Source organism: Xanthomonas sp. CFBP 7698 (assembly GCF_003600855.1).
Taxonomy (GTDB): Bacteria; Pseudomonadota; Gammaproteobacteria; order Xanthomonadales; family Xanthomonadaceae; genus Xanthomonas; species Xanthomonas cannabis.
On record NZ_PRDN01000005.1, the window covers coordinates 108,140 to 128,990 of the forward strand.

The window sequence follows — 20,851 nt, forward strand, 5'->3', positions numbered from 1 at the left end:
GCAGGACACGTACACCATGGCGTTTAAGTTGAACGCAAACCGCCGCATCGGCCTGGCGCTGCTGTGGCTGGCGTTGCTGGTGGTGGCCGGATTCTGGTTGAGCGAGACGCTCAAGGTCACCGGCGACCTGCGCAAGTTCATGCCCGCCCCGCGCACGCCGGCGCAGAAACTGCTGATCGAAGAACTGGGCGAAGGCCCGGGCTCGCGGCTGCTGCTGATCGCGTTGTCCAACAGCGACCCGGACACGCTGGCGAGGCAATCGCAGCAGCTACGCGAGGCATTGGTCGCGCAGCCGGCGTTGTTCGAGTTGGTCGCCAATGGCGGCACTGCCGGCCTGGATGCGATTCCCGAACGGTTGCTGCCCTATCGGTATCTGCTCAGCGACAGCTTCGACCAGGCACCGTTGGATGCATCGAGCCTGCAGGCGGCGTTGCAGGCGCGCGTGCAGGATCTGGGTTCACCGGCAGCGGCATTGGTGGAGCCGCTGCTGCCGCGCGACCCCACGCTGGAAGTGCTGCATCTGGCCGAAACCCTGCAGCCGGCAGCGGCGCCGCAGACGCGTAACGAGGTGTGGTTCGACCGGGCCGGCAGCTCGGCCTTGCTGCTGGTGCAGACGCGCGCGGCCGGGTTCGATCCCACTGGCCAGCAACTGGCCTACGACGCGGTGCAGGCGGCGTTTGCCAACGTCAGCAAGGGCACTGCCACGCGGCTGACCCTCACCGGGCCGGGCGCGTTCGCAGTGGAGATCACCGCGCGCACGCAAGGCGAGTCGCAGTGGATCGGCACGCTGGACACGGTGGGCCTGGTGCTGTTGCTGTTGATCGCCTACCGCAGCTGGAAGATTCCGGTGCTGGGCGTGTTGCCGTTGGCCAGTGCCGGGCTGGCTGGTCTGAGTGCCGTAGCGCTGCTGTTCGACGGCGTGCATGGCATTACCGTGGCCTTCGGGTTCACCCTGATCGGCGTGGTGCAGGATTACCCGATCCACCTGTTCAGTCATCAGCGGCCCGGCCTGGATCCGCGCGACAACGCGCGCCATCTGTGGCCCACGCTGGCTACCGGCGTGGTGTCGACCTGCATTGCCTATGTGACCTTCCTGTTTTCCGGCGTGGATGGCCTGCGGCAGCTGGCGGTATTCACCATCGCCGGGCTGGCGACTGCCGCCATCACCACACGCTGGTTGCTGCCGTGGTTGATCGACCCGGCGCCGCGTGACTACGCCGACTCGCGCGTGCTGGCGCTGCTGTGGCGTGGCATCGCGCGGCTGCCGCGCCCACGCCTCAGCCTGGCGGCGATCGCGGTGATCGGCATCGCGGTGATCGCCTTCGCCCCGGGGCAGTTCTGGCAGAACGATCTGTCCAAGCTCACCCCGGTGCCGCCCAAGGCCCTGGCCCAGGACACCCGGTTGCGTCAGGAACTGGGCGCCCCCGATGTGCGTTACGTGCTGGCGCTGCCGGCAGCCAGCGATGAGGCGGCGTTGCAGGCCAGCGAGCAGTTGCGCCCGCGCCTGGATGCGCTGGTGCGTGCTGGTGCGCTGATCGGTTACGACATGGCGGCACGCTATCTGCCCAGCGCCAGGACCCAGCATGCGCGTCAGGCCGCGTTGCCCGATGCCGCGCAGGCGCGCGCATTGACCGAGCAGGCCGTCGCCACCACGCCATTCCGCGGCGATGCGTTTGCGCCGTTCCTGCAGGACCTGGCCGCAGCCAAGCGCGCCGCACCGCTATTGCCGAAGGATCTGGCCGGCTCGCCGCTGGCCACGTCGGTCGGCGGGTTGCTGTTGGGCCGCGGCGATCGCAGCACCGCCCTGGTGTCGCTGACGGGCCTGCGCGATCCATCGGTGCTGGCCACCGGCTTGCAAGGCAGCGGCGCGCAGTTGCTGGATCTGAAGGACGCCTCCGAATCGCTGGTGGCGGCCTACCGTGGCCGCGTGCTGGGCGCCCTGGTACTGGCAGCGCTGTTGCTGGCGGTTACCGTGGCGGTCGCGCTGCGCAGTCCGCGCCGCATCGTGCGCGTGCTGTTGCCGATGGCGCTGACCACGGTGCTGATCCTGGCGATCCTGCGTGGCACCGGTGTGGAGCTCAACTTGTTCCACCTGATCGCGCTGATCCTGGCCGCCGGCCTGGGGCTGGATTACGCGCTGTTCTTCGATCATGCCGGTGACGATCATGCCGACCAGCTGCGCACGCTGCATGCCTTGATCGTGTGCAGCCTGATGACGTTGCTGGTGTTCGCACTGCTGGCTGCATCGAGCATCCCGGTGCTGCGCGCGATCGGCACCACAGTGGCGCTGGGCGTAATGTTCAATTTCATTCTCGCGCTGCTGGTCTCGCGTGAGCCGGCACTGGAGCGCAGGCGCGATGGAGAGCCGCATGCAGGGACGTGACGCAATTGCCGCCTTGATTCCGCACCAGGGCAGCATGTGCCTGTGGGAAGAGCTGGTCCAATGGAACGCGCAGCGCATCGTGCTGCGCAGTCATGCGCATCGCAGCGACGCGCATCCGTTACGCGCCAACGGGCGACTGCGCGCCGTGCATTTGTGCGAATACGGCGCGCAGGCCATGGCTGTGCATGGTGGCCTGCTGGGCCGTGCATCCGGCAAGCCGGTACGCCCGGGCATGCTGGTGGCGCTGCGTGGCGTTGAGCTGCATGTGACGTATCTGGACACGCTGCCGGATGCGATCGACTGCGACGCACAGGTGCTGATGCAGGGCGAGGACAGCCAGCAATACAGTTTTCGCCTGACCCACGGCGCGCAATTGCTTGCCGAAGGGCGTGCCACGGTGATGCTGGGCGCTGCACAGGCCCTGTAGGAGCGCGCTTGCGCGCGATGAAGCATCACCGCCAAAGCCTCATCGCGCGCGCTCCTGCCGAATGTGGGCGATCGATGCGGGCGCTCTATTCCTGCGCCTGCTGCCAGTCGTTAGGATGAGGCTCTTTCCGCCGTCTTTACGCGGCTTTATCGGGACTGTCATGAGCACATCCATTCCGCAGCGTCGTGCACTGGTGACCGGTGGCAGCGGCGATCTTGGCGGTGCGATCTGCCGCCAGCTGGCGGCGCAGGGGCGGCATGTCATCGTGCATGCCAATCGCAATCTTGCGCGCGCAGAAGCCGTGGTGGCCGCCATCGTGGCCGACGGGGGCCACGCGGAGGCGGTGGCGTTCGATGTGGCCGATGCGCAGGCTAGCGGTTCGGCGCTGGAGCAGTTGCTGGAAGCCGGGCCGATCCAGATCGTGGTCAACAACGCCGGCATCCATGACGACGCACCGATGGCGGGCATGAATGCGCAGCAGTGGCATCGCGTCATCGATGTCTCGCTGCACGGGTTCTTCAACGTCACCCAACCGTTGCTGCTGCCGATGGCGCGCACGCGCTGGGGCCGCATCGTCAGTGTGTCGTCGGTGGCGGCGGTGCTGGGCAATCGCGGGCAGACCAACTACGCCGCCGCCAAGGCGGCCTTGCATGGCGCGACCAAATCGTTGTCGCGCGAGATGGCCAGCCGCGGAATCGCGGTCAATGTCGTCGCGCCTGGCGTGATCGAAAGCGAGATGGTCGGCGAAAGTTTTGCGCCGGAGGTGATCAAGCAATTGGTACCCGCCGGGCGCGTGGGCAAACCCGACGAAGTCGCCGCGCTGGTCGCCTTCCTGTGTTCGGAATCTGCCGGTTACATCAATGGCCAGGTCATTGGCGTCAATGGTGGGATGGGCTGAGGGCGGCTGGCAAAACGCAGGCGCTTGGCGTTTGCCCACCATCGCAGGACACGCTGCAAGTACGTCCATGTAGCTCCGTGGCGGCATCCATGCCGCCACGGGTCCTACGACGGTGGACGGACAAGGCCAGTGAGGATGGTCGGTGCGCACAGGTTTCAAGCAGTCTGCAAGCTTGCGACGTGGCATCTTCGTTTTTCAACAAACCCACCAACCAACCGTCTGGCGTGGTGTCCTCACCGATTGCGGGACCGTGTGGCGGCATGGATGCCGCCACCGAGCCTCCACGGACGGATTCACGGCGTGTCCCGCGAGCGGTGAGGGCACCGCGCGCTCGACCAGACGTGAAGACAGCCAAGTGATCGCGACACGCACGATGCAGGCGTCGCTACCTGATTGCTTGATCCCGGCAGCAAGGCGCAGAGCGGATGGTCTGCGCCGTTGCTGCAAGGACCAGTCGAGATGGTCGGTCCGCAGGTTTTTCAATAAAGCGGCCGCCTAACTGTCCGCCAGAACTCACCGCGTATCGACGCGCTCGCTCAAGCTCACGCCGCGTCGGCGTACCACGTGGCCGTCAGGATCGGCGCGCCGCTGGCATTGGCGGTCAGCGCATCCAGGCCGTGGTCGGGCAGGTCCGGGTGGCGCTGGCGTGCCTGCTGCAGGATTTCGCGGGCCAGCACTGCCATCTGCGCCACGTTGGCGTGGATGCGTGCGACGAATGCGTCGTCGTCCAGGGTGTCGTTCAACGCGCCATTGAGTTCGTTGAACCAGCCGATCAGGTACTGATCCAGCAGGCGTCCTTCGCCGCCGGTGATGCCATGTTCGGTATTGCGCACGCCCCAGTGGTGCAGCACGCGTTGCATGGCCAGATTCATGTCGCGCGCGTAAAGGAAATCTGCCTTCATGCGCGAGAGCAGGCTCAGGTCGGCGATGCGCCCGGCGCAGAACAGCGGCGCCAGCAGCGACCAGTAGTAGGTGTAATCCCAGATCACCTTGACCGGCATGACCTGCTCGTCGCCGAACAGTGCGTACTGGTCCTGATACAGGGTCAGGGTGTTTTCGTAGAACGAGAAATACAGTTGCTGGTACAGCTCCACATACGGGCTGAGCGACTTGCCGGCGCGATCGCGGCCGATCAGTTCGCAGATGTAGGTGTTGGAGATGGCGATGAAGTCGCTGCCGGGCGAATAGAACGGGTCCAGGAACAACCCGGCCTCGCCGGTGAGCGCCCAGCGCTGCGATGAAAACACCTGCTTGCAACCGTAGGAGAACTTGCGCAGGAACAGGAAGTCCTGCAGCCGGTAGTCGGCCTTGTCGAGCGTGGCGGCCACCTGCGGTTGATGCAGGCGCAGCCAGTCCATGGCTTTGTCGTGGGTGTTCATCGTCTCCAGCGGATGCATGTCCGCATCGCAGACGATGCCCAGCGAATGCGCGCCCGAGGACAGCGGGATCAGCCAGAACCAGTAGCCCGGCCCGCACATGTGATTGGTCGAGCGCCAGCGATCGGGCGGGGTGCAGCGCTGCAACCAGCTGCTGTCCTGCGACCAGCCATTCGGGTCGATCAGCCCTTCCACGCGCCACCACACGGCGTTGGCGTTGTGCGCGTTGTCCTGCGCCAGGCCGAGCTTGCGCTTGAGCAGGCCGGCGCGTCCGCTGGCATCCACCACCCAGCGCGCGCTCAGCGTCGTCTGCACGCCCGCCTGTTCGTAACGCACCGCGTGATCGGCCTCGTCCCCGGACAATTCAACGCCCTTGACGCTGCAGCTGTCGAGAAAGGTGATGCCCTGCGCGCGGGCGCGTTCGCCGAGGAAATTCTCGAAGCGGCCACGGTCGATCTGCCACGAGGGTGTCGGCAGGATCTTGCTCACGCCCAGTTCGGTGCAGCGGTCGATGTCGTCGCGCTTGTCGGAGAAAAAGAAGCGGAAGCCGAACTTGCGGATCTGCTCCGTCTCCAGATGCTCGCGCAGGCCCAGCACATCGGCGAAATAATGCGCGCCGATTTCCACCGTGGATTCGCCGACCTTGAAGGCGGCCTCGCGCACCGGGTGCGCGCGGCGCTCCAGCACGGTGATCGCCAGCTCCGGATCGCGTTGCTTCAGTTGCAGGGCCAGGCTCAGGCCGGCCAGTCCACCACCGGTAATGACGACATCGGTACGCTGTGCATTCATGGGGACGGGTTGCTCTTGGTGACCGCCGGCACAGTAGCAAATTCGCCGTCGGCATCGTCAACGATCACCGGGTTGGCGCGCACGTTGCGGTATTCGCGCCAGATGTGCCCATACGTCCAGGCCTGGACGACCACGTGCGAGGTGATTTCCCACAGGTCGCGCACCAGCCGGAAGTGGCTCTTGCGGAAGGTGCCGGGCGCACTGCCGGCGTAGCGGGTTTCGATCGGCACCGCGACCACGCGCGCACCGGCCTGGCGCGCGGCCGAAATCAGCAACTGCGCTTCGAACACGAAGCCTTCGCCGGGCACGTCGGGCAGGGTGAACACCGAGGCTGGATAGAGCCGCTGCCCGCTCTGGCTGTCCACCAGCTGGAAGCCGCAGGCCCAGGCAATGCCCCAGTCGCCGAAGTCGTTGCCGATCCGGCGGATGGTGGGCTGGGTGGCGCGCTTGCGCATGCGTGCACCGACGATCACGCAGCCGGGATGGCGGTTGGCCGCCGCCAGCAGGCGCGGGAAGTCGGCGGCCTTGTGCTGGCCGTCGCCGTCCATGGTCATCACCGCACGCATGCCCATCTGCTGGGCGCGTGCAAACCCGCTGCGGAGCGCGGCGCCCTTGCCCCTGCGCTGCGGGTGGCGGATCAGGATGACCGGCAGGTCGGCGATGCAGTCGGCCGTGCCGTCGTCGGAGCCGTCGTCGATCACGATCACATGCGAGCAATAGGTCAGCGCATCGGTGACCACTTCGCGGATGCGCAATGCCTCGTTGAGGGCCGGCACCAGGATGGCGGTGTCTTCGCGGCTCAGGGGTACCCGGCTCATCGTTGCAGCTCCACGTGCAGCACGCGGCCAGGGCCGGCATGCAGTGCCACGGCCTTGCCAGCGCCGGCCAACAGCTCGAACAGCGGCAGCATCGGCGCCATTGCGTTGCCGGCGACATGCCGCGACAACGGTCCCTCGGCCGGCGAGGGCACGCCGTCGTCCAGCCGCGCCTGCAGTTGCGGCCTGCCGGCCTGGCCGGCACGGCCCAGCACCAGCGCGCCCCCGAGCAGGCCCTGGCTGGGCGAGATCCGGCCCAGCGGCCCGACCGAGCGCGCGTCGTAGCCGGCCAGCAGCACCGCATCCACGCCGTCGGTGAGCTGCACCAGCGCTTCCAGCAGGCCTTGCGCGAAGCTGGCCGCGTTGGCGCTGATCGCGGTGGTCGGGGTCATCGCACCGGCGCCGATGGTCCAGTAGCCGGCTGCGGCGTTGTGCACCGAGTTGTGGAACTTGGTCGGCGAGATGGCCAGCGGGTCGCTGGCCAGGGTGGTGCACATGTAATCGGTGATGGCCAGATCGCCGTGGGTGGAAGTGAAGACCGAGGGCAGGCTGGTCGGGGCGCGCCCGGCGGCCGTGCAGGCGGCCAGCGCGGCTTCCAGCGACACCGCCACCGTGTCCGGTGCGCGACGGCGTTCATTGGCGGCCAGCAGCTGCGGCGCCGGACGCGCCGGGGTGTCCTGCAGCGCGCCGCCGTGCACGAAGGCTTGCGCGGCCTCCCAGTGGGGCAGGCCCTGGGTCCAGAAGCCGATGCCTTCGATGGTGGCGGTCAGCATCAGCGTGCCCGCCCGAACAGCAGCGAGCAGTTGTTGCCGCCAAAACCGAAAGAGTTGTTCATTGCGTAATCGATCCGGGAGTGAGCAGTGTCGAAACGGATCTGCGGGCCGCAGGCCGGGTCGGGCACCTCGCTATTGAGGGTGCCGGGCAGCAGGTCGTCGCGCAGCGCCAGCAGTGCGATCACCGATTCCACGATGCCGGCCGCGCCCAGGGTGTGCCCGGTCCAGGCCTTGGTCGAGCTGGCGTGCAGGGTATCGGGGAAGATCGCCGCCACGGCGGCCGCTTCCACGCTGTCGTTGGCCGGGGTGGCAGTGCCGTGCAGGTTCAGATAGCCCACCGCGCCCGGCTCCAGGCCGGCACGTTCGAGCGCGCCGCGCATCGCCAGCTGCGCGCCCAGGCCCTGCGGATGCGGGGCGGACATATGGTGCGCATCGCTGGATTCGCCATAGCCATACAGCCACAGCGCCGCGTCCGGTGCCGCCTCGGTGCGTTCGACCAGCGCAAAACCGCCGGCCTCGCCCAGGCTCAGCCCGACCCGGCGTGCGTCGAACGGCTGGCACATCTCCGGCGCCACCACCTGCAGCGAGTTGAAGCCGAACAGCACGCTGCCGCACAGCGTGTCCGCGCCACCGACCAGAGCCGCGTCGATCACCCCGGCGGCCATCAGCCGCGCTGCCTGCGCGAACACCTTGGCGCTGGACGAACAGGCGGTGGCCACGGTGACGCTGGGGCCGCGCAGGCCGGTGGCGTGCTGCACGAAGTCGCCCAGCGAATGCGGCGTGTGCACGATCGGGCGCTCCAGATCGGGCGGGAAGCGCGCGCCGTCGGCGTCTTCCACCAACCGTGTATAGGCCTCTTCGCTGGCACCGATGCTGGAGGTGGAGGTGCCGATGATCACCGCCACGCGCTCGGCGCCGTAGCGCTGCGCGGCGGCCTGCGCCGCGTCCAGCAGGCCATCCTGCTGCAGGGCCAGCCAGGCCAGGCGGTTGTTGCGGCAGTCCCAGCCTTGCAATGCGGCGGGCAGGACCACGTCTTCCACGCCGTCGACGCGGCCGATCCAGCAGGGCAGCGGTTGCGGCCCGAAATCGTTGCGACGCAGGCCGCTGCGCTGCGCCCGCAGGCCGGCGGCCTGGGCCGCGAGACCCGCACCGAGCGCGGTGGTGGACGTGAAGGCGGTGACGGCGACCGGGGCCATCTGGGACGAATGCTGCGCTTGGCTCACGGTGGTCTGGCTGGCAAAAAGTGTTCGCAGTATATCGATGGCGTGGCTGGGCCCCGTCGATGGCGCAACTGAACGCGCCGGTCATGTCGCTGACGCAGCTGGGATTTTTCGCAGCTGCCGCGCTTTCGCCGTCGCCGCAATTGGGACACAATCCTGCGGCCCACCTCTCTTACGAGCGCGATCACGCGCGCATGCACGCCTACGTCTATAAAAGCCAACGCAAGCAGGACACCTTCGTCTATCTCGCCACGCGTGACGACTTCTCCGGTCTTCCCGCTGCCGTGCACACGCAGCTGGCGCCATTGACCTTCGTGCTGGAGGTGGCGTTGACGCCTGAGCGGCGCCTGGCGCAGGCCGATGCGGCCACCGTGCGCGAGGCGCTTGGCAAGCACGGGTTCTATCTGCAGCTACCCAAGACGGTGGTGCTGGCGGGCGAGTGCGACCATGACTGAGCCGCAGCGTGCCGCGCGGGTGCGCGCCGCCGCCCTGGCTGGCGCCGCCGGTGTGGGGTTGTCCCTGCTGGGCGGGTTTGGCGGCGGCATTGCCGCGGTGAGTCTGTGGCTGGCCCAGCCGGCCTTTGCCTTGGCGGTGTCGTGGGCGCGCGGCAGCCGCGCGCTGGCGACCCAGCCGCGTGCCATTGCCCAGACGCTGCCACCGTTGCTGACGATCTGGGGCGTCGGGCTGCTGGCGTTGGCCGCACTGATCAGCTGGCCGCTGACCGCCCTGCGCGACAGCGGCAGCCTGGCCGCGGCGCTGGCGCTGAGCGTGGCGATCAGCGCCGCGTTGCTGGGCCTGTGGCGGACCTGGCCGTTGTGGGGAGAGGTCGAGCGCGACGGTGGCGCGCTGGCGCCGCGCTGGCATGCGCTGGCCACGCAGGAATTGCATGCCTGGCGTGGCCTGCTGGCGGCCGCGCTGGTGCTGGCGGTGTGCACGCTGGGGGTGGCGCTGGCCTGGCCGGGCTGGTTGTCCGACAGCCTGCGCTGGGGCCTGGCGATTGCCGCCGCCGCGTTGCTGCCGGCCGCCCACCTGCTGCTGCAACGCACCGCCGCACCGACCCGCAGCGATGCGCCGGTGGCACGCCAGGCGGCCGATTTCTTCAATGAGGCCGCCGCCGAGCCGCGCCCGCTCGAGCCGGTGGCCCAGCATCAGCTGGTGCCCGAATTGTTCGAGGCCGCGCGCAGCGGCCGGGTGGATCGCGCGCTGCAGTTGCTGGAGGCCGGTGCCGACCCGCAGGCGATGCCGCTGCCGGAATGGCGCGACCAACGCAGCCTGCCGGCACTGGCGGCGGTGCTGCCGGACCTGCGCCTGCTGCGCGAGTTGATCGTGCGGCGCGTGGACGTCAACCAGCCGCACCGCGGCATGACCCCGCTGCTGGCCGCCACCCGCGACAGCTGGCATGGCCGCCCGGATGCGGTGATGACCCTGCTGGCCAATGGCGCCGACCCGCGCGCCAGCGACAACGACGGCAACACCCCGTTGCACCATGCGGTACGCAGTTCCGACCCCGGCGTGGCCGCGCTGTTGCGCGATGCCGCCGCCGAACTCGATGCGCTCAACAACGACGGCCACTCGCCGCTGGCAATGGCCTGCCAGGTCGGCAACTGGCGGCTGGCGAAATTCCTGCTGGAGCGCGGTGCCCATTCCGAACCGGACGGCGGCGCACCGGTGCTGCTGGCAGCCGCCGGCACCGAAGAGGACGACCCGGCCGGTGTGCAGCTGCTGCTCAAGCACAAGGCCCGTGTGGATGCGCGCGACCGGCAGCGCCGCGGCGCCCTGCACGAAGCCGCGCTGGCGGGCCATGGCGACATCGTCGAGGCGCTGCTCTCGGCCGGGGCCAACCTGGAAGCGCGCGATCTGCTCGGCCGCACGCCGTTGCTGGACGCCGCGCGGCAGGCGCGCAGCGCGGTGCTCGAACGCCTGGTGGCGCGCAAGGCCGATGTCCTGGCCGTCGATGGCGAGGGCCGCAATGCGGTCATGCTCGCCTGCGCCGCCGACAGCGTCTCGCCGGCGCTGATTCGCCGGCTGCTGGATCTGCAGGTGCCGGCCGACGCGGCCGATGTGCATGGCCGCCGCGCCGTGGACGTGGCGGCCGAGGCCGGGCGCTGGGCGATCGTGCAGTTGCTCGATCCGGCCTACCCGCTGCCGGCCGCCGTCAGCGACGCCCCGGGCGACACCCCGGGTGTGACCGTGCTGCCGGATCGCCCGCCATTGGTGCTGCTGCGCGAAGGCCTGCAGTTCGGCCAGCGTGACGGCCTGACCGCCCTGGCGCGGTTGTGCGGCCCGGAAGAACTCGGCGGCCTGCTGCACGACGCGCACCTGGCGCTCAATGCCGATGCGGTCGACTGGCTGCTGCGCCACGGCGCCGATGCCGAAGTGCGCGATGCCTGCGGCGATGTGCCCATGTTTGCGCTGCTCTCGCGCGGGGTGGAGGCGGTGCCGGCCATGCAGGCCCTGCTGCGCCATGGCGTGTCGCCGGCCGGCGCCGGTGGGCTGACCCGGCTGCTCAGTGCCTGCGTGCAGCACGACGCCGCATCGCGCGGGCTGGAACAATTCGCGCTGGAATTGCTCGACCGCGGTGCCGACCCGTTCGCGCCGTCGGCGGCAGGCGACCCACCGTTGTCGCTGGCGGTGCGGCTGGGCTGGCTGCGCCTGCAGCAGTGGCTGCTGGAGCACGGGGTGGACCGCGAAGCGCGCGACAGCCATGGCATGACCGCACTGCATCTGGCCACCGCGCTGGGCCGCGACGCGTCGCTGAAATTACTGGTCAAGCAGGGCGCCTCGCCGGAAGCGCGCGCTGCCGACGGGCAGACCCCGCTCGGCGTGGCGTTGTCGATCGGCCGCCGCGATCTGGCCGACTGGCTGGACTGGCGGATCTGGTCGCTGCCGCGCCGCACGCTGCGCGAGGCCGATGTGCCGTCCGCGGCGATGACCGGCGACACCGACGCAGTGCGTCGCCTGATCGACCTGGGGCTGCCGGTGGATGCCGTCGACGCGCAGGGCTGCACCGCGCTGCTGCGTGCGGCCGGTGGCGGCCATCTTGGCGTGGTGGCGCATCTGCTCGGCCGTGGCGCCGATCCGCAGCGCGCAGCCAACAGCGGCGCCACCCCGTTGTCGGCGGCAGTGAGCATGCGCCAGACCGAGATCGTGGCCGCCTTGCTGCAAGCCGGCGCACAGATCGAGCATCGCCTGCCGGGCGGCGTGACCGTGCTGATGCTGGCTTGTGCGCTGGGCCTGCCGGACATCGTGGCGCGCCTGCTCACCGCGGCAGCCGATGTGCATGCCACCGACGATCAGGGGCTGGCGCCGCTGCATTGCGCGGCGCTGTACGGCTTCACCGCGCGCGACAAGACCCGCCTGCTGGCCCTGCTGGATACCGTGCTGCTGGCCGGTGCCGACCCGGACCATCTGGCCGGCGGCCGGGTCAGCCCGTTGCTGTTGCTGCTGGGCGCGCGTGCCGAACCGGGCACCGCCTGCGACGAGAAGGTGGTGCTGGCCGGCGTCGAACGCCTGCTGGACGAAGACGTCTCGCTGGATGTGGCCGACCAGCGTGGCTTCGGCCCGTTGCATCTGGCCGCGCTGCACGGGCTGCCGCTGCTGGTGCAGCGCCTGCTGCGCGCCGGTGCCGACGCCGATCGTCGCGATGCGCTCAACCGCACCCCGCGCGAGATCGCCATCATGCGCGGCTTCATCGATGTGGCCGGCCAGTTCGAACCGGCGCTGCCGGGCGTGTCGTCGATGGCGCGCTTCCTGCGCGAAGGCCGCTGAGCCGGCGCGGCGGGCAACCGCTGCGGGTGCTGTTCGTGTGCAGCCGCAACCGCCTGCGCAGCCCCACTGCCGAGCGCGTGTTCGCCGACTGGCCCGGCGTGCAGCCCCAGTCGGCCGGTCTGGCTGCCGATGCCGAAGTACAGGTCACCCCCGAACTGCTGCACGAGGCCGAGCTGGTGCTGGTGCTGGAGCGCCGCCATCTGCAGTTGCTGCGCAAACGCTTCGCCGCGCATTTGCGTCATTGCCGCGTGTTGTCGCTGCAGATTCCCGACGACTATGCCTACATGGACCCGGCACTGATCCGTGGGCTGGAACACACGGTGCCACCGTTGCTGCGCTTGCCGGCGTATTCGTAACCTGATCCCGACACCGCACATGCAAGACTGCATGTTCTTTCGCCGGAAGGAAGCGCCCATACGATGAGCGTGCGTATCGAAGACCACGCCATGCTGGGCAATTGCCACAGCGCGGCCCTGGTCGACCACCGTGGCACCATCGACTGGCTGTGTCTGCCACGCTTCGATTCCGATGCGGTCTTCGCCTCATTGCTGGGCGACGAGCAACACGGGCAATGGGCACTGGCGCCCGCAGCGGACTTCCGCAGCGAACGTGCCTACGAAGACGACAGCCTGGTGTTGTGCACACGGCTGAGCACCGACACCGGCACGGTGGAGCTGGTCGATTTCATGGTGGCCAGCGAAAACGGCGAGGTGCATCAGCACCTGGTGCGCATCGTGCGCTGCGTGCAGGGCGAAGTGCCCATGCACATGCGGCTGACCTTCCGCTTCAACTACGGCCGCACGGTGCCGTGGGTGACGCGCATCGACGACGGCATCCGCGCCATCGCCGGCCCCGATCAGCTCGCACTGCGCTCGCCGCAGACGCTGCACGGCGAGGACATGGGCACCGAAGCGGACTTCACCCTGCGCGACGGCGAGAGCACCTGGTTCCTGCTCAGCCATGGCGCTTCGCACCAGCCCACGCCACCGGCGATCGACCCGGAGCAGGCGCTGCAACGAACCACCGCGTTCTGGCATGGCTGGGCGCGGCGCTGTACCGACGTCGGCCCGTGGACCGAGCAGGTGCGCCGCTCGCTGGTGGTGTTGAAGGGGCTGAGTTATCTACCCACCGGCGGCATCGTGGCCGCGCCCACCGCCTCGTTGCCCGAGCATCTGGGCGGCACGCGTAACTGGGATTACCGCTACTGCTGGCTACGCGATTCGGTGTTCACGCTGATCGCCTTGCTGCAGGCCGGCTATCGCGACGAAGCTGCCTCGTTCCGCGACTGGGTCCAGCGCACCATCGCCGGTTCGCCCGATCAACTGCAGGCGCTGTACGGCATTGGTGGCGAACGCCGCCTGCAGGAATGGGAGGCGCACTGGTTGCCCGGTTACGAGAACTCCGGCCCGGTGCGCATCGGCAACGGCGCGGTGGATCAGTTCCAGCTCGATGTCTACGGCGAGCTGATTGGCGCCTTCCATTACGCGCGCGAAAAGGGCGTGGCGCCGCCGTCCGATGACGATGGTTCTTCTGCTTCGCTGCTGGAAAAGATCCTCGACACGCTGGAAACGTTGTGGCGCCAACCCGATGAAGGCATCTGGGAAATCCGCGACGAGCGCCGCCACTTCGTGCACTCCAAGGTGATGGCCTGGCTGGCGTTCGATTGCGGCACCCGCGATGGCATCACCCATGCCACTGCGGAAAAACGCGCGCACTGGGGCCGCATCGCCGAGGAGATCCGCGCCGAAGTGCTGGAGAAGGGCGTGCACCCGGACGGGCACTTCGTGCAGAGCTATGGCTCGGACCGCCTGGACGCATCGCTGCTGCTGATTCCGATCGTCGGCTTTTTGCCGGCCGACGACCCACGCATCGCGGCAACCGCCGATGTGATCGCGCGCGAGCTCACCATCGACGGATTGGTCGAACGCTATCGCGCCGACGACAGCGCCGATGGCCTGCCGGCGGGCGAGGGCACCTTCCTGGCCTGCAGTTTCTGGCTGGTGGAAAATTTCGCGCTGGTCGGTCGTACCGACGAAGCGCGCGCATTGCTCGAGCGCCTGCTCGGACTGTGCAACGACGTGGGCCTGCTCGCCGAAGAGTACGACCCACGGGCAAAACGCATGCTTGGCAACTTCCCGCAAGGGTATTCCCACGTGGCCCTGGTCAATGCGGCACTGCGCCTGCACGGACGCATGGGCGAAGAGGAAACACATCCATGAACGAGCAACAGACCACACCGCCCTGCATCATCGTGGTATTTGGCGCGCGCGGCGATCTGACCCGGCGGCTGGTGATGCCGGCGCTGTACAACCTGCGCCGCGCCGGTGCGTTGGGCGAGCAATTCGCCATCGTCGGCATGGACCACGGCGACATCAGCGAGCGCGCCTGGCGCAGCAACATGGGCCAATCGATGACGCAGCTGCTCAGCAGCCGCGATGCGGAATTCCAGACCGACGAATTCGACACCGACACCTGGGACTGGCTGCGCGAGCGCATGCATTACCTGCGCGGCGACTTCACCGATGTAGGCGCCTACCAGGCGCTGGACGGCGTGCTGGAGAAACTGCACAAGCGCTACGGTACGCAAGGCAATGTGCTGTTCTATCTGGCCACCGCCGCGCGCTTCTTCGAGCCGGTGCTGCTCAACCTGGGCGAAGCCGGTCTGGTCAAGCAGCGCGAAAACCAGGGCTGGCGCCGCGTGATCGTGGAAAAACCCTTCGGTCACGACCTGCCCAGCGCCGTCGCGCTCAATGCCACCGTGGCCAAGGTGCTGCACGAGGATCAGGTGTTCCGCATCGACCATTTCCTGGGCAAGGAAACCGTGCAGAACATCCTGGCGTTCCGCTTCGCCAATGGCCTGTTCGAGCCGGTGTGGAACCGCGACCGCATCGATCATGTGCAGATCACCGCCGCCGAAACCATCGGCGTGGAAGGGCGCGGCCGCTTCTACGACCCCACCGGGTGCCTGCGCGACATGGTGCCCAATCACCTGTTCCAGCTGCTGGCGATGATTGCCATGGAGCCGCCGGCCGCCTTCACCACCGAGGCCATGCATCGCCGGCGTGCGGAAGTGATCGAAGCGGTACGCCCGATCAAGCCCGAAGACGTGGTACGCGGGCAATACGCCTCCGGCGCGGTCAATCGCAACGCCGTCCCCGGTTACCGCGAAGAAGACACCGTGCCGGACGACTCCGATACCGAAACCTATGTGGCGATGAAGTTGCAGGTCGACACCTGGCGTTGGGCCGGCGTGCCGTTCTATCTGCGCACCGGCAAACGCCTGCGCGAGCGCACCACCGAGATCGCGATCCGCTTCAAGCCCGCGCCACTGGCACCGTTCCGCAGCACTGAGGTCGGCGGCTACGGCCCCGACTGGCTGGTGCTGCATATCCAGCCGGACGAAGGCATTTCGCTGCAGTTCGACGTCAAGCGCCCGGGCGCACAGGTCGCACTGGCGCCGGTGCGCATGGATTTCCGTTATCGCGACTGGTTTCCCAAGGAATACACGGTGGGCTACGAGCGCCTGCTACAGGATTGCATGAACGGCGAAGCCGGCCTGTTCCAGGACGCGGCCATGGTGGAAGGCGCCTGGCGCATTGTGCAGCCGATCCTGGATGCCTGGAAGCAACCGGCGAGCGACTTCCCCAACTACGCCGCCGGCAGCGCCGGCCCTTCGGCTGCCGATGCGTTGCTGGCCATGAATGGCGGACACGCCTGGCGCGCGCTCACCCCCGGCCGTAAACCGCCACCGCGCCGGCCGCCGGAAGCGCGTGCCAGTGCTGCAACGCCGGTGAAGAAAGCCACCAAGAAGGCGGCCAAGAAAGCGACCAGGACGGGTAGCGCGTCCAAGGCAACCAAAGCGTCAACCAAGCGCGTGGCAAAAGCACCAAGGACCACCAGCAGCGCAGCAGGCAGCAAGGCCGCGGCGAAGAAATCCTCGGCCCGCACCACACGCAAGCCACGCAGCTGAGCGACGACAGAAGCGCCGCCGCCGGGCGGCGGCTGTGCACGCAGACAGCGTGCAATGAATCGCAGTCATGCAATGCAGGCGCCCGCGTAGGAGCGCGCCCGAGCGCGACGGGGCATGACCGGTAAAGCCCCATCGCGCTCAGGCGCGCTCCTACAAAAGCGCGGCTTCGCGAGTTGATGCGCGTTCGTTGTTGGCGCAACGATTCGCCGATTTTTTAAGTCGGCTATCGCCAGCGAGCGGCCGGTATTCCCTGCCTCGTAGGAGCGCGCCCGAGCGCGACGGGGCATGACCGGTAAAGCTCCATCGCGCTCAGGCGCGCTCCTACAAAAGGGCGGTTTCGCGAGTTGATGCGCGTTTGTTGTTGGCGCAACGATTCGCCGATTTTTGAGTCGGCACTCGCCAGCGAGCGGCCGGTATTCGCTGCCTCGTAGGAGCGCGCCCGAGCGCGACGGGGCATGACCGGTAAAGCCCCATCGCGCTCGGGCGCGCGCCTAAGTCAGTGCGATGTGCCGGGCTCAACGCTCGTGCGTGGTGGTGGGTGCCGGCTCGCCATCCACATCCGCCTTGACGTCGGCTTCGAACAGGTTCATCAGGTCGGCGCGGGCGTCGCGCGAGGTCTGGATCACCTTGGCTTCGTCGTCGTAGACCAGGTGCTGGCGGCGCAGCAGGTCTTCGTCGTGCTGGCGGAAGCGTTTGACGTGTTCGCGCGCATCCGCCTCGCCGAGTCCCAGCGAGGTCAATACCCGCCCGCTGAGTTCCAGGCTGGAGGCAAACACTTCGCGGAACGGTTCTGCACCCAGGTCCATCAGCTTCCAGGCGTGCTGGCGGTTGCGTGCGCGCGCCAGCACCGTGGCCTGCGGGTACAGGCGGCGGATCAGGCGCACCGTCTTGATATTGGTTTCCGGGTCGTCCACCGCGATCACGAACACCTTGATGCGGTCGGCACCGGCGGCGCGCAGCAGCTCCGGGCGGGTGGGGTCGCCGTAATACAACTGGCTACCGAAGCGGCGCAGGTCTTCCACGGTGTCGGGGTTGTGTTCCAGCGCCACGAAGGGCACGTGCCGCGCGGTGAGCAGGCGCGCAACCACCTGGCCAAAGCGGCCCATGCCGGCCACCAGCACCTTGGGCGTCTGCGCGTCGATGGTGTCGAACGGGCGCTCGGACTTGGGCGCACGCAGGCGCAGCGGTCCGTTGAGGATGCGTTGCATGCCCAGCAGCAACAGCGGCGTCAGTGCCATCGACACACCGACGATGGCCACCAGCCGGTCGTGGTTGGCAGCTTCCAGCAGGCCCACGCGGTCGGCCTCGTTGAAGACCACGAACGCGAATTCGCCGCCCAGCCACAGCACGCTGCCCAGCATCAGGCTGCTGCGCAGCGGCAGCTTGGCCACGCTGCCGATGCCGACCAGCAGCGAGAACTTCACCACCAGCAGGATCGCCACGCCCGCCGCGATCAAGCCGGGCTCGGCGACCACGCGGTTGAGGTCGATGCCCATGCCCACCGAGATGAAGAACAGCCCCAGCAGCAGCCCTTCGAACGGTTCGATCTGCGATTCGAGTTCATGGCGGAATTCCGAATCGGCCAGCAGCACGCCGGCGATGAAGGCCCCCAGGCTGGCGCTCAATCCGGCTTCCTGCATGATCCAGGCAGTGCCCAGCACCACCAGCAAGGCGCTGGCGGTGAACACCTCCGGCATGCGCGTGCGCGCCACCACGTTGAACAGGTGGCGCAGCACGAAGCGCCCGCACAGGATCACCAGCGCCAGCGCCGCCACGGCCTTGGCCACGTCCGGCCAGGCGAGGGTGGCGTTCTTGCTGCCGCCCAGCAGCGGTATGGCCGCCAGCAACGGGATCGCAATCAAGTCCTGGAACAGCAGAATCGCAAACGCCAGCCGGCCGTAGTCGCTGCCCAGCGCCTTGCGCTCGGCCAGCAATTGCAGGCCCACCGCGGTGGACGACAAGGCCAGCGCCACGCCGATGATCAGCGCGCTCTTCCAGCCCAGATTGCCCACCATGAGCAGGCCGCCCAGGATCACCGTGGTCACCACCACCTGGGTGGCGCCGGCGCCGAACACCGAATGGCGCATCACCTTCAGCCGCGCCGGTGACAGCTCCAGCCCGATCACGAACAGCAGCATCACCACACCGATCTCGGCCGCACCGCTGATGCGCTCGGCGTCCTGCACCACGCCCACGCCATCGGGTCCGAGCACCACGCCGGCCACCAGATAGGCCAGCACGGCTCCCAGACCAAAGCGCTTGAACACCGGCACCGCCACGATGGCGGCCAGCATCAGCACCAGAGCCAGTTCAAGACCACCGCTATGCATGCACGTTCTCCGTTGAGGTGCTCATTATGCCGCCGGCCTGCGTGTGCCCGCCTGGATTGGCGTGCGCTGCGTGCAACGGTGCGGGCCGGCGGTGCGCTTCGGTTCGGTGATTCACCAAGCGCTGTGAGGCGCGCAGCACGCCACCGGCAACCGGTGTCCGTCCGATGAGATGACGCGGCCGCACGGCAACGACGCCTGCCTGCGCCCGATCCCGGCATCGAGGCACGGTACGCCGCATTGCGGTCGCCAGCGCATCGCCTGTTCGGGGCCGCGCTGCAACAGGCCAGGTGAGCGCACGCTCCAGTGTCGGGTCTCCATGCGGGCATGCTGCGAGGTGCCGCCCCGGCGCGCTACGGCGCAGACGCTGGCCACTTGCACGGGGCTGCACGGTCGCTGAGCACGGCCTGCGCAGGGCATTGACCAAGCCGACTCAGGCGCGCAGACTGCGCCGCGCTGCCGCCCGGATCGCCGGTCGGTGCGCACTTTCGGAGCCTTTATCCATGTCCAGCGACAGTCACCCTAGACCCGGGTCGATGACCCAGCTGGCGCGCGCCTGAGGCGTGAGGTTCGCCGGCTGTCATCGACGACGGTCGTCACCAGGCGAACCACCATGTACAACGAAACCCTGCGCCTTGCCCAAGGCGTCGATGCACTGACCGCACCCCTGGCCGAACTCAACACGGCCGATGCGGTGGAATATCTCAACACCCTCGACCGCGACGATGCTGCGCATGTGCTGGCCGCGTTGCCGTCCCCGCGTGCAGTGAAGCTGCTCGAACAACCCGAGCTGCGCGATGCCAGCGAACTGATCGCGCAACTGCCTGCGGAACAGGCCGCCTCGCTGCTCGGGCAGATGGCCGACGACCGCGCCACCGATATCTTCCATGGCCTGGATGCCGACCAGCGCCAGCCGCTGCTGTGGTTGCTCAGTGCCGAGGCGCGGCTGTCGATCCAGGCGTTGATGCGCTACCCGCCCAACACCGCCGGCGCGCTGATGACCACCGAGTTCGTGGCGGTGCCGTCCGACTGGACGGTGGGCCGCACCCTGCAGCACATCCGCGAGGTGGAGCGCAGCCGCGAGACGGTCTACGCCATCTATCTGCTCGATCCGCACACCCGCGTGCTGCAGCAGGTGGTCACCATGCGCCGGCTGATCACCGGCGTGCCGGAGGCATCGATCCTGGATGTGGCGCAGGTCAATCCGCCGGTCACCGTGGACCCGGCGCTGGACCAGGAAGAAGTCGCACGGCTGATCCGCCGCCACGACCTGCTCGCCATCCCGGTGGTGGATGCGCATGGCCATGTACTGGGTATCGTCACCGTGGACGATGTGCTGGATGCGTTGATCGTCGAATCCACCGAAGACGTGCACAAGTTCGGCGGCATGGAGGCGCTGGACAGGCCCTACATGCAGATCGGCTTTGGCCAGATGATCAAGAAGCGCGCCGGCTGGTTGAGCGTGCTGTTCCTGGGCGAAATGCTCACCGCCAGCGCGATGCAGCACTTCGAGGATGAACTGTCCAAGGCGGTGGTGCTGACCCTGTTCATTCCGTTGATCATGAGCTCGGGCGGCAACTCCGGCTCGCAGGCCACCTCGCTGCTGATCCGCTCGCTGGCACTGCGCGAACTGCGCCTGCGCGACTGGTGGAAGGTGGCGCTGCGCGAGCTGCCCACCGGCCTCACCCTGGGCGCGATCCTGGGCGTGCTGGCGATCGTGCGTATCGCAATCTGGCAAAACGCCGGCCTGTACGACTACGGCCCGCACTGGCAGATGGTGGCGCTGACCATCGGCGCGGCGCTGATCGGCATCGTCACCTTCGGTTCGCTGTCCGGCTCGATGCTGCCGTTCGTGTTGCAACGCTTCGGCTTCGACCCGGCCAGTGCCTCGGCACCGTTCGTGGCCACATTGGTGGATGTCACCGGGCTGGTGATTTATTTCAGCATCGCCGCGGCGATCCTGAGCGGCACGTTGTTGTAGCGTCGCGATGCGTGGCGCGTGTGAGCAGCTACGCGCCGCCCTCGTTACGTCTGCAATCGTCGAGATCCGACGGTCGAGGTGCCGTATGCAGGGCGGCATTTCATACGGGGTAAGTCGCCTCTGC

General features: G+C 68.1%; 14 protein-coding genes. 9 read left to right on the forward strand and 5 right to left on the reverse strand.

Annotated features, from left to right (window positions below; all coding sequences use genetic code 11):
• The first annotated feature begins 16 nt into the window (after positions 1-16).
• From XnspCFBP7698_RS17545 to fabG, 3 genes are all read left to right on the forward strand, one after another.
• On the forward strand, positions 17-2,383 hold the full coding sequence (locus tag XnspCFBP7698_RS17545; RefSeq protein ID WP_104581399.1) for an MMPL family transporter: 2,367 nt from the start codon (positions 17-19) through the stop codon (positions 2,381-2,383).
• On the forward strand, positions 2,370-2,810 hold the full coding sequence (locus XnspCFBP7698_RS17550; RefSeq protein ID WP_104581400.1) for a phosphotransferase: 441 nt from the start codon (positions 2,370-2,372) through the stop codon (positions 2,808-2,810). The genes XnspCFBP7698_RS17545 and XnspCFBP7698_RS17550 overlap by 14 nt, the downstream gene beginning before the upstream one ends.
• A gap of 160 nt (positions 2,811-2,970) precedes the next feature.
• The gene (gene fabG / locus XnspCFBP7698_RS17555) at positions 2,971-3,708 is read left to right on the forward strand and encodes a 3-oxoacyl-ACP reductase FabG (protein ID WP_104581351.1); all 738 of its coding nucleotides are present in this window, start codon (positions 2,971-2,973) and stop codon (positions 3,706-3,708) included.
• Positions 3,709-4,250: 542 nt separating this feature from the next.
• On the opposite strand, the gene XnspCFBP7698_RS17565 is transcribed toward fabG, so the two are convergent.
• The 4 genes from XnspCFBP7698_RS17565 to XnspCFBP7698_RS17580 are packed head-to-tail and all read right to left on the reverse strand — an operon-like array spanning position 4,251 to position 8,657.
• Entirely contained in the window at positions 4,251-5,873 is a 1,623-nt protein-coding gene (locus XnspCFBP7698_RS17565; protein ID WP_104581353.1) for an NAD(P)/FAD-dependent oxidoreductase, read from the reverse strand.
• Positions 5,870-6,691 carry a glycosyltransferase family 2 protein gene (locus XnspCFBP7698_RS17570; RefSeq protein ID WP_039414444.1) on the reverse strand — a complete coding sequence of 274 codons (822 nt, stop codon included), beginning with the start codon at positions 6,689-6,691 and terminating at the stop codon, positions 5,870-5,872. The genes XnspCFBP7698_RS17565 and XnspCFBP7698_RS17570 overlap by 4 nt, the downstream gene beginning before the upstream one ends.
• On the reverse strand, positions 6,688-7,461 hold the full coding sequence (locus XnspCFBP7698_RS17575) for a beta-ketoacyl synthase chain length factor (RefSeq protein ID WP_104581354.1): 774 nt from the start codon (positions 7,459-7,461) through the stop codon (positions 6,688-6,690). Before XnspCFBP7698_RS17575 ends, XnspCFBP7698_RS17570 begins: the two co-directional genes overlap by 4 nt.
• Positions 7,461-8,657 carry a beta-ketoacyl-[acyl-carrier-protein] synthase family protein gene (locus XnspCFBP7698_RS17580; RefSeq protein WP_104581355.1) on the reverse strand — a complete coding sequence of 399 codons (1,197 nt, stop codon included), beginning with the start codon at positions 8,655-8,657 and terminating at the stop codon, positions 7,461-7,463. Before XnspCFBP7698_RS17580 ends, XnspCFBP7698_RS17575 begins: the two co-directional genes overlap by 1 nt.
• Positions 8,658-8,875: 218 nt before the next feature.
• Here XnspCFBP7698_RS17580 and XnspCFBP7698_RS17585 point away from each other — a divergent pair, with 218 nt between their 5' ends.
• The 5 genes from XnspCFBP7698_RS17585 (at position 8,876) to zwf (ending at position 16,419) form a co-directional block, all read left to right on the forward strand.
• Positions 8,876-9,136, forward strand: a complete 261-nt coding sequence (locus tag XnspCFBP7698_RS17585) for a YcgL domain-containing protein (protein WP_039414450.1) — start codon at positions 8,876-8,878, stop codon at positions 9,134-9,136.
• The gene (locus XnspCFBP7698_RS17590) at positions 9,129-12,449 is read left to right on the forward strand and encodes an ankyrin repeat domain-containing protein (protein ID WP_104581356.1); all 3,321 of its coding nucleotides are present in this window, start codon (positions 9,129-9,131) and stop codon (positions 12,447-12,449) included. The genes XnspCFBP7698_RS17585 and XnspCFBP7698_RS17590 overlap by 8 nt, the downstream gene beginning before the upstream one ends.
• 26 nt (positions 12,450-12,475) lie before the next feature.
• On the forward strand, positions 12,476-12,805 hold the full coding sequence (locus tag XnspCFBP7698_RS17595) for a phosphotyrosine protein phosphatase (protein ID WP_104581357.1): 330 nt from the start codon (positions 12,476-12,478) through the stop codon (positions 12,803-12,805).
• Positions 12,806-12,868: 63 nt separating this feature from the next.
• Positions 12,869-14,668 (forward strand): glycoside hydrolase family 15 protein, encoded by a 1,800-nt coding sequence (locus XnspCFBP7698_RS17600; RefSeq protein WP_104581358.1) that lies wholly within the window; start codon positions 12,869-12,871, stop codon positions 14,666-14,668.
• Positions 14,665-16,419 (forward strand): glucose-6-phosphate dehydrogenase, encoded by a 1,755-nt coding sequence (gene zwf, locus XnspCFBP7698_RS17605; RefSeq protein WP_199680221.1) that lies wholly within the window; start codon positions 14,665-14,667, stop codon positions 16,417-16,419. The genes XnspCFBP7698_RS17600 and zwf overlap by 4 nt, the downstream gene beginning before the upstream one ends.
• 515 nt (positions 16,420-16,934) lie before the next feature.
• Here the strand turns inward: zwf and XnspCFBP7698_RS17610 are convergent.
• Positions 16,935-18,749 (reverse strand): monovalent cation:proton antiporter-2 (CPA2) family protein, encoded by a 1,815-nt coding sequence (locus tag XnspCFBP7698_RS17610; RefSeq protein ID WP_123137640.1) that lies wholly within the window; start codon positions 18,747-18,749, stop codon positions 16,935-16,937.
• Positions 18,750-19,359: 610 nt separating this feature from the next.
• Between XnspCFBP7698_RS17610 and mgtE the strand changes: the two genes are divergently transcribed.
• Entirely contained in the window at positions 19,360-20,727 is a 1,368-nt protein-coding gene (mgtE, locus tag XnspCFBP7698_RS17620; protein ID WP_104581362.1) for a magnesium transporter, read from the forward strand.
• Positions 20,728-20,851: the final 124 nt, after the last annotated feature.